Genomic DNA, 8331 nt, shown 5'->3' on the forward strand with positions numbered 1-8331 from the left:
TTCGTCAACTCACAAGCACGACGCGCCACCCTCGTACAGCAAGATTGCTGACGGGGGTTTTTTCTTGCCCGGAGCCAGCTTGAACCGTCAAGACCAGAGGATTATGCAGTGAGCGCACCAACCGCACGGCCGCAGCCCACGCCGCGCAAGTCGGGGGGAACGGGTCAGCCCAGCCCCGCGGCAGCGCCGGCCGCCCAGCCCGGTAACCGCCGTCAAGTCGCCCCCGAGCGAGTGACCGGCGCCCAGTCCGTGGTTCGGGCCCTCGAGGAGCTCGAGGTCGACACTGTATTCGGCATTCCCGGCGGCGCCGTTCTGCCCGTCTACGACCCGCTCTTCGACTCGAAGAAGGTTCGGCACGTCCTGGTCCGGCACGAGCAGGGCGCGGGACACGCCGCGACCGGATACGCCCAGGCCACCGGCAAGGTCGGTGTCTGCATGGCCACCTCCGGCCCCGGCGCCACCAACCTGGTGACCCCGATCGCCGACGCGCAGATGGACTCGGTCCCGATCGTGGCGATCACCGGCCAGGTCGGTCGCGGCCTGATCGGCACCGACGCGTTCCAGGAGGCCGACATCTCCGGCATCACCATGCCGGTGACCAAGCACAACTTCCTGATCACCGACGGCGCCGACATCCCGCGGATCATGGCGGAGGCCTTCTACCTGGCGGCCTCCGGTCGGCCCGGCGCCGTCCTCGTCGACATCCCGAAGGACGTGCTGCAGGCGCAGACCACGTTCTCGTGGCCGCCGGAGATGCACCTGCCCGGCTACCGCCCGGTGAGCAAGCCGCACGGCAAGCAGGTCCGCGAGGCGGCCCGGTTGATCGCCGAGTCGAAGGCGCCGGTGCTCTACGTCGGTGGCGGCGTCATCAAGGCCGACGCGTCCGCCGAGCTGCTCGAGCTCGCGGAGCTGACCGGGATCCCCGTCGTGACGACGCTGATGGCCAGGGGCGCGTTCCCCGACAGCCACCAGCTGCACTGCGGCATGCCGGGCATGCACGGCACCGTCGCGGCGGTCGGCGCGCTGCAGAAGAGCGACCTGCTGATCACCCTCGGCGCTCGCTTCGACGACCGCGTGACCGGTCAGCTCGACTCGTTCGCACCCGACGCCAAGGTCATCCACGCCGACATCGACCCGGCCGAGATCGGCAAGAACCGGTACGCGGACGTCCCGATCGTCGGTGACTGCGGCGAGGTGATCACCGAGCTGATCGAGGCGATCAAGGCGGATCAGGCCACCGGGACCACGCTCGACTACGCCGAGTGGTGGGCGTACCTGGACGGCCTGCGCAACACCTACCCGCTGGCGTACGGCAAGCCGTCGGACGGCGCGCTGTCCCCGGAGTACGTGATCGAGGCGGTCGGCCGGCTCGCAGGCCCGGACGCGATCTACTGCGCTGGCGTCGGCCAGCACCAGATGTGGGCGGCGCAGTTCGTCAAGTACGAGAAGCCGCGCACCTGGCTCAACTCCGGCGGCCTCGGCACCATGGGGTACGCGGTGCCCGCCGCGATGGGCGCCAAGATGGGCATGCCGGACAAGGAAGTCTGGGCCATCGACGGTGACGGCTGCTTCCAGATGACCAACCAGGAGCTCGCGACCTGTGCGGTCGAGGGTGTGCCGATCAAGGTCGCGCTGGTCAACAACGGCAACCTCGGCATGGTGCGGCAGTGGCAGACGCTGTTCTACGACCAGCGCTACTCCAACACCAACCTCGGCACCCACGGCGCGATCCGGATCCCGGACTTCGTCAAGCTCGCCGAGGCGCTGGGCTGCCACGGCATTCGCGTCGAGCGCGAGGAGGATGTCGAGGCGGCGATCCGCGAGGCGCAGTCCATCAACGACAAGCCGGTGGTGATCGACTTCATCGTCGGCGCCGACGCCCAGGTGTGGCCGATGGTGGCCGCGGGCACCAGCAACGACGAGATCCAGGCGGCGCGGGGCATCCGGCCGCTGTTCGACGACGACGAGGCCGTCAACGAGCCCGCCGTCATCCACGAGGCCATGGAGCGCGAGCAGCAGTCCGGCCAGGCCGCTGCCGCCGCAAGGGAGGACAACCAGTGAGCACCAGCCACACCCTCAGCGTTCTCGTCGAGGACAAGCCGGGAGTGTTGGCCAGGGTGGCCGCGCTGTTCTCGCGCCGGGGCTTCAACATCGAATCCCTGGCGGTCGGGGGGACCGAACTCCCCGATGTTTCCCGCATGACCATCGTCGTCACCGTGGACGAGTTCCCGCTCGAGCAGGTGACCAAGCAGCTCAACAAGCTGATCAACGTGCTCAAGATCGTCGAGCAGGACACCGAGGCATCGGTGGCCCGTGAGCTCGTGCTGATCAAGGTGCGTGCCGACGCCAGCGTTCGGACGCAGGTTCTCGAGACGGTGAACCTGTTCCGCGCCAAGGTGATCGACGTCTCGCCTGAGTCGGTGACCATCGAGGCGACCGGCACCAGGTCGAAGCTCGACGCGTTGCTGCGGATGCTCGATCCCTACGGCATCCGAGAGATCGTGCAGTCCGGTGTTGTGGCTGTCGGCCGTGGGCCGAAGTCCATCACCGCGGCCCGCTAGTACTTTCTATTCACGAATCAAGTCTTCAGATAACCGAGGAGAGGTAATACCAGTGGCAGTCGAGATGTTCTACGACGATGACGCCGACCTGTCGATCATCCAGGGCCGCAAGGTCGCTGTGATCGGCTACGGCAGCCAGGGACACGCGCATTCGCTCAGCCTGCGTGATTCGGGCGTCGATGTGCGCATCGGCCTCAAGGAGGGTTCGAAGTCGCGGGCCAAGGCCGAGGAGCAGGGCCTGACCGTCGGCACGCCTGCCGAGGTCGCCGAGTGGGCAGACGTGATCATGGTGCTCGCACCCGACACCGCGCAGGCGTCGATCTTCACCAACGACATCGAGCCGAACCTCAAGGACGGCGACGCGCTGTTCTTCGGGCACGGCCTGAACATCCACTTCGACCTGATCAAGGCCCCGGAGTTCGTCACCGTCGGCATGGTCGCCCCGAAGGGCCCCGGCCACCTCGTGCGCCGTCAGTTCGTCGACGGCAAGGGCGTTCCCGCCCTCATCGCCGTCGACCAGGACCCGAAGGGCGAGGGCCAGGCCCTGGCGCTGTCCTACGCCAAGGCGATCGGTGGCACCCGCGCGGGCGTCATCAAGACCACCTTCAAGGAAGAGACCGAGACGGACCTCTTCGGCGAGCAGGCCGTGCTCTGCGGCGGCACCGAGGAGCTCGTCAAGACGGGCTTCGAGGTCATGGTCGAGGCCGGCTACGCGCCCGAGATGGCGTACTTCGAGGTCCTGCACGAGCTCAAGCTGATCGTCGACCTCATGTACGAGGGTGGCATCGCGCGCATGAACTACTCGGTGTCCGACACCGCCGAGTTCGGTGGCTACCTGTCCGGCCCGCGCGTCATCGACGCAGGCACCAAGGACCGCATGAAGGCGATCCTGGCCGACATCCAGTCGGGCGAGTTCACCCGTCGCCTGGTCGCCAACGTCGAGAACGGCAACACCGAGCTCGAGGGCCTGCGCAAGGCCAACGCCGAGCACCCGATCGAGGTCACCGGCAAGAAGCTGCGCGACCTGATGAGCTGGGTCGATCGCCCGATCACCGAAACCGCTTAGGCGACTGCGCCGCCCGTGCGTCCTTTCGGTCCCGTAGGGGGCCGGAAAGACTCACGGGGCGCGAAGCGCATTTCGGGGCCCGATGTCACCCCGTGACAGTGCACACTGTCACGGAGGGCATCGGGCCCTTTGCGTTGTCCCGGGTAGGTGGTGGATGGCACAACAAACGTCACTGCGATCGTGGCTTCCCGGTCTGGAGGTGGCCCGCCGATACGAGCGGTCGTGGCTGCGCTCCGACCTCACCGCGGGGATCGCGCTCACCGCGCTGCTGATTCCCGCGGGCATGGGATACGCCGAGGCCGCCGGCTTGCCCCCGGAGACCGGCCTCTACGCCACCATCGTGCCCCTGCTCGTCTACGCGCTGGTCGGTCCCTCGAAGATCCTGGTGCTCGGTCCCGACTCGTCGCTGGCCCCGATCATCGGCGCCGCCGTGATCCCGCTGGCCGCGGGCGATTCGGCGCGGGCTGTCGCCCTCGCCGGCCTGCTCGCGATCCTGATGGGCGTGATCCTGATGGTCGGCGGCCTGCTGAATCTGGGCTTCGTCACCGACCTGTTGTCCAAACCGATCCGGCTCGGCTACCTCAACGGCATCGCCCTGGTTGTGATCGTCAGCCAGATACCGAAGCTGCTCGGATTCTCCGTCGACGGGGTCAACCTCATCGACGAGGCGCGCAACACCGTCGTCGCCATCGCGGACGGCGAGATCGACCCGACCGCCGCCGCGATCGGCGTCGGTGCCATCGCGGTCATCGTGGCCTTCAAGCTGCTGCACAGTCGCATCCCCGGCGTGCTGGTCGCGGTGGTGGGTGCGATCGTCGTGGCCTATGCCCTGGGACTGCGCGACGACATCCCGATGGTCGGCGCGCTGCCGCACGGCCTGCCCGCGCCCGCGCTCGGCGGACTGACCTGGTCCGATGTCGGCGACCTGATCGTCCCGGCCGCGGGCATCGCGCTGATCGCGTTCGCCGACACCGGGGTGCTCTCGCGCACCTTTGCGGCGCGGCGCGGCGAGAGCGTCAACGGCAGCGTCGAGATGCGCGCGATCGGTACCGCCAACGTGGCCAGCGGGCTGCTCGGCGGGTTCCCGATGTCCGCGAGCTCCTCACGCACCCCGGTCGCGGAACAGAACGGCGCCAAGACCCAGCTCGTCGGTGTGATCGGCGCGCTGGCCATCGTGCTGTTCATCCTCGTCGCGCCCGGCGTCACCGGCTATCTGCCGTCGGCGGCGTTGGCGGCGGTGGTGATCGTCGCGGCGACCTCGCTGGTGGACATCCGCAGCATGGTGGCGATGTGGCGGATGAGCAGGGTGGAGGCCTGCCTGGCGATCGCGGCGTTCCTCGGCGTCGCGCTGGTCGGAGTGCTGGAGGGCATCTTGGTGGCGATCGCCCTGTCCTTCGTGGCGGTCGTCGTGCACGCGTGGCAGCCCTACCGTGCGGAACTGGTGGTGGTGCCCGGTCTCGACGGTTACCACGACCTCGCCAGGCACCCCGAGGGCCACCGGATCCCCGGCCTGGTCATCGCGCGCTTCGACGCGCAGCTCTTCTTCGCGAACGGCGCGCTCTTCGACGACTACGTGCGGGGGCTCGTCGCCGATGCGCCCGATCCGGTCCGATGGGTGGTGATCGCCTCGGAGCCGCTGACCGGGCTCGATACGACGGCGGTGGACGAGCTGGTCGAACTCGACCAGTACCTGGACAGTTGCGGGGTGCGGCTGGTCTTCGCCGAGATGAAGGGACCGGTGAAGGATCGGCTGATCCGGTTCGGGGTCGGCGACCGCTTCGGCCACGACCGGTTCTATCCGACGCTCGACGTCGCGGTGGAGGCGTTCGAGGCCGGCCGCCCCGGTTGAGTGATCCGTCCCACGAGGTGTCCACTATCTGGTATCGGCGCACCCAGGGTGCCGAAACCCGGGGGCCCGCACACTAAGCTGTCTTCGGTCACGGCCTCACGTGGGCGCCCGAGGCGGCGCCGGGCCGCGGACGATCCGCCCGACACCTAACACAGGAGTTCACTCGTGAGCCAGCCAGGCCGTCCCGTTGTTCTGATCGCAGACAAGCTCGCGCCGTCCACGGTCGAGGCGCTCGGCGATGGCGTGGAAGTGCGCTGGGTCGACGGTCCCGACCGTCCCGCCCTGCTGGCCGCCGTCCCTGAGGCCGACGCGATCCTGGTCCGCTCCGCGACCACCGTCGACGCGGACGTCCTCGCCGCGGGCACCAAGCTGAAGATCGTCGGCCGCGCAGGCGTCGGACTCGACAACGTCGACATCCCGGCCGCCACCGAGCGCGGCGTGATGGTCGTCAACGCGCCGACCTCGAACATCCACACCGCAGCCGAGCACGCCGTCGCCCTGCTGCTGGCCACCGCCCGCCAGATCCCGGCCGCCGACCGCACCCTGCGCGAGAAGACCTGGAAGCGTTCGAGCTTCAACGGCACCGAGATCCTCGGCAAGACCGTCGGCGTCGTCGGCCTCGGACGGATCGGGCAGCTGTTCGCGCAGCGCCTCGCGGCCTTCGAGACCCACGTCATCGCGTACGACCCCTACCTGCCCGCGGCCCGCGCCGCGCAGCTCGGCATCGAGCTCGTCGACATCGACGAGCTGGTCAAGCGCTCGGACTTCATCTCCGTGCACCTGCCGAAGACCAAGGAGACCGCAGGCCTGATCAACGCCGAGCGTCTCGCCACGGCCAAGGACGGGCTGATCATCGTCAACGCCGCCCGCGGCGGACTGATCGACGAGGACGCGCTGTACGACGCGCTCGTCTCCGGCAAGGTCCGCGCCGCGGGTCTCGACGTGTTCAACACCGAGCCGTGCACCGACTCGAAGCTGTTCGACCTCGACAACGTGGTCGTCACCCCGCACCTCGGCGCGTCCACCTCGGAGGCCCAGGACCGCGCGGGCACCGACGTCGCCAAGAGCGTGCTGCTGGCCCTTGCGGGCGAGTTCGTGCCCGAGGCCGTCAACGTCTCCGGCGGCCCGGTCGGCGAGGAGGTCGCGCCGTGGCTCGACCTGGTCCGCAAGCTCGGCCTGCTCGCGGGCACCCTCTCCCCGGAGGCGGTGCAGAACGTGCAGGTCATCGTCAGCGGTGAGCTGTCGGCCGAGAACGTCGAGATCCTCGGCCTCGCCGCGCTGCGCGGACTCTTCTCGGCCAGCAGCGACGAGCCGGTCACCTTCGTCAACGCACCGAAGCTCGCCGAGCAGCGTGGCGTCAGCGTCGAGGTCGACAAGCACAGCGAGGCGCTCACGCACCGCAGCGCGGTCGAGGTGCGGGCCGTCGCGGCCGACGGCACCGTCACCGCCGTCGCGGGCGCGCTGACCGGCCTGCAGCAGATCGAGAAGATCGTCAACGTCAACGGCCGCAGCTTCGACCTGCGCGCCGAGGGCCACAACATCGTCGTGCACTACCAGGATCGTCCGGGCGTGCTCGGCACCCTCGGCACCGTGCTGGGCAACGCGGGCATCGACATCCAGGCCGCGGCGCTGAGCCAGGACGTCGAGGGCGAGGGCGCCACCGTCATCCTGCGGGTGAACCGCGTGGTCGGCGATGCCGAGGTCGCGGAGATCGTCGCCCAGCTCGACGCCCGCGTGGCCCAGGTCGACCTGTCCTGATTTCGTCCCTGCGAGGAAGTGAGTAAGTACATGAAGCTTGCAGTCATTCCCGGCGACGGCATCGGGGTCGAGGTCACGGCAGAGGCGCTCAAGGTGTTGCGCAAGCTGGTCCCGGACCTGCAGACCACCGAGTACGACCTCGGCGCGACGCGCTACAACGCGACCGGTGAACTGCTGCCGGACGCCGAGCTCGCGCAGATCCGCGAGCACGACGCGATCCTGCTCGGTGCGATCGGCGACCCGCGCCTCGTCGGCCCCGGCATCCTCGAGCGTGGCCTGCTGCTGAACATGCGGTTCCAGCTCGATCACCATGTGAACCTGCGTCCGTCGCGGCTGTACCCGGGCGCGACGTCGCCGCTGGCCGCCAACCCGGACATCGATTTCGTGGTGGTGCGCGAGGGCACCGAGGGTCCGTACACCGGCAACGGCGGCGCCATCCGCGTCGGCACGCCGCACGAGATCGCCACCGAGGTGTCGATCAACACGTGGTTCGGTGCCGAGCGCGTCGTCCGCTACGCCTTCGCGTTGGCGCAGACGCGGCGCAAGCACCTCACGCTGATCCACAAGACCAACGTGCTCTCCAACGCGGGCGCGATCTGGTCGCGTGCGGTGGAGACCGTCGGCGCCGAGTACCCGGACGTCGAGACCGCGTACTGCCACATCGACGCCGCCACCATCTACATGGTCAGCGACCCGTCGCGCTTCGACGTGATCGTCACCGACAACCTGTTCGGCGACATCATCACCGACCTGGCCGGCGCGGTCACCGGTGGAATCGGTCTCTCGGCGTCCGGCAACATCGACGCCTCCGGCACCAACCCGTCGATGTTCGAGCCCGTGCACGGCTCGGCTCCTGACATCGCGGGCAAGGGCATCGCCGATCCCACCGCCGCGATCCTGTCGGTGGCGCTGATGCTGCGTCACCTCGGGCGCGACGAGGATGCGGCCCGCATCGAGCAGGCCGTCGAGGCCGATCTCGCGGCCCGCGGTGACGGTCCGATCAAGACCTCCGAGGTCGGCGACCGCATCGCTGCGAGCCTCTAGGCTCGGCGAGACCCAGTAGTAGCACTCCGCCCGCGAACCGAGAGGTTCGCGGG

Annotated in this window: 6 protein-coding genes; all 6 read left to right on the forward strand. The window is 68.9% G+C overall.

Annotated features, from left to right (window positions below):
* Positions 1-108 precede the first annotated feature (108 nt).
* The 6 genes from ACWFRB_RS19230 to ACWFRB_RS19255 all read left to right on the forward strand — a co-directional run bounded on the left by ACWFRB_RS19230 (position 109) and on the right by ACWFRB_RS19255 (position 8278).
* Positions 109-2061, forward strand: a complete 1953-nt coding sequence (locus tag ACWFRB_RS19230) for an acetolactate synthase large subunit (RefSeq protein WP_452642842.1) — start codon at positions 109-111, stop codon at positions 2059-2061.
* On the forward strand, positions 2058-2561 hold the full coding sequence (gene ilvN / locus ACWFRB_RS19235) for an acetolactate synthase small subunit (RefSeq protein ID WP_027499209.1): 504 nt from the start codon (positions 2058-2060) through the stop codon (positions 2559-2561). The genes ACWFRB_RS19230 and ilvN overlap by 4 nt, the downstream gene beginning before the upstream one ends.
* A gap of 64 nt (positions 2562-2625) precedes the next feature.
* Entirely contained in the window at positions 2626-3627 is a 1002-nt protein-coding gene (ilvC, locus tag ACWFRB_RS19240) for a ketol-acid reductoisomerase (protein WP_179800683.1), read from the forward strand.
* A 154-nt stretch (positions 3628-3781) separates the two neighbouring features.
* On the forward strand, positions 3782-5476 hold the full coding sequence (locus tag ACWFRB_RS19245; RefSeq protein WP_452642845.1) for a SulP family inorganic anion transporter: 1695 nt from the start codon (positions 3782-3784) through the stop codon (positions 5474-5476).
* A 165-nt stretch (positions 5477-5641) separates the two neighbouring features.
* Positions 5642-7234 (forward strand): phosphoglycerate dehydrogenase, encoded by a 1593-nt coding sequence (serA, locus tag ACWFRB_RS19250; protein ID WP_452642846.1) that lies wholly within the window; start codon positions 5642-5644, stop codon positions 7232-7234.
* Positions 7235-7264: 30 nt separating this feature from the next.
* Positions 7265-8278, forward strand: coding sequence for a 3-isopropylmalate dehydrogenase (locus ACWFRB_RS19255; protein WP_452642848.1), 1014 nt, complete (start codon positions 7265-7267; stop codon positions 8276-8278).
* Positions 8279-8331 lie beyond the last annotated feature (53 nt).

Source organism: Rhodococcus sp. NPDC055112 (genome assembly GCF_053607505.1).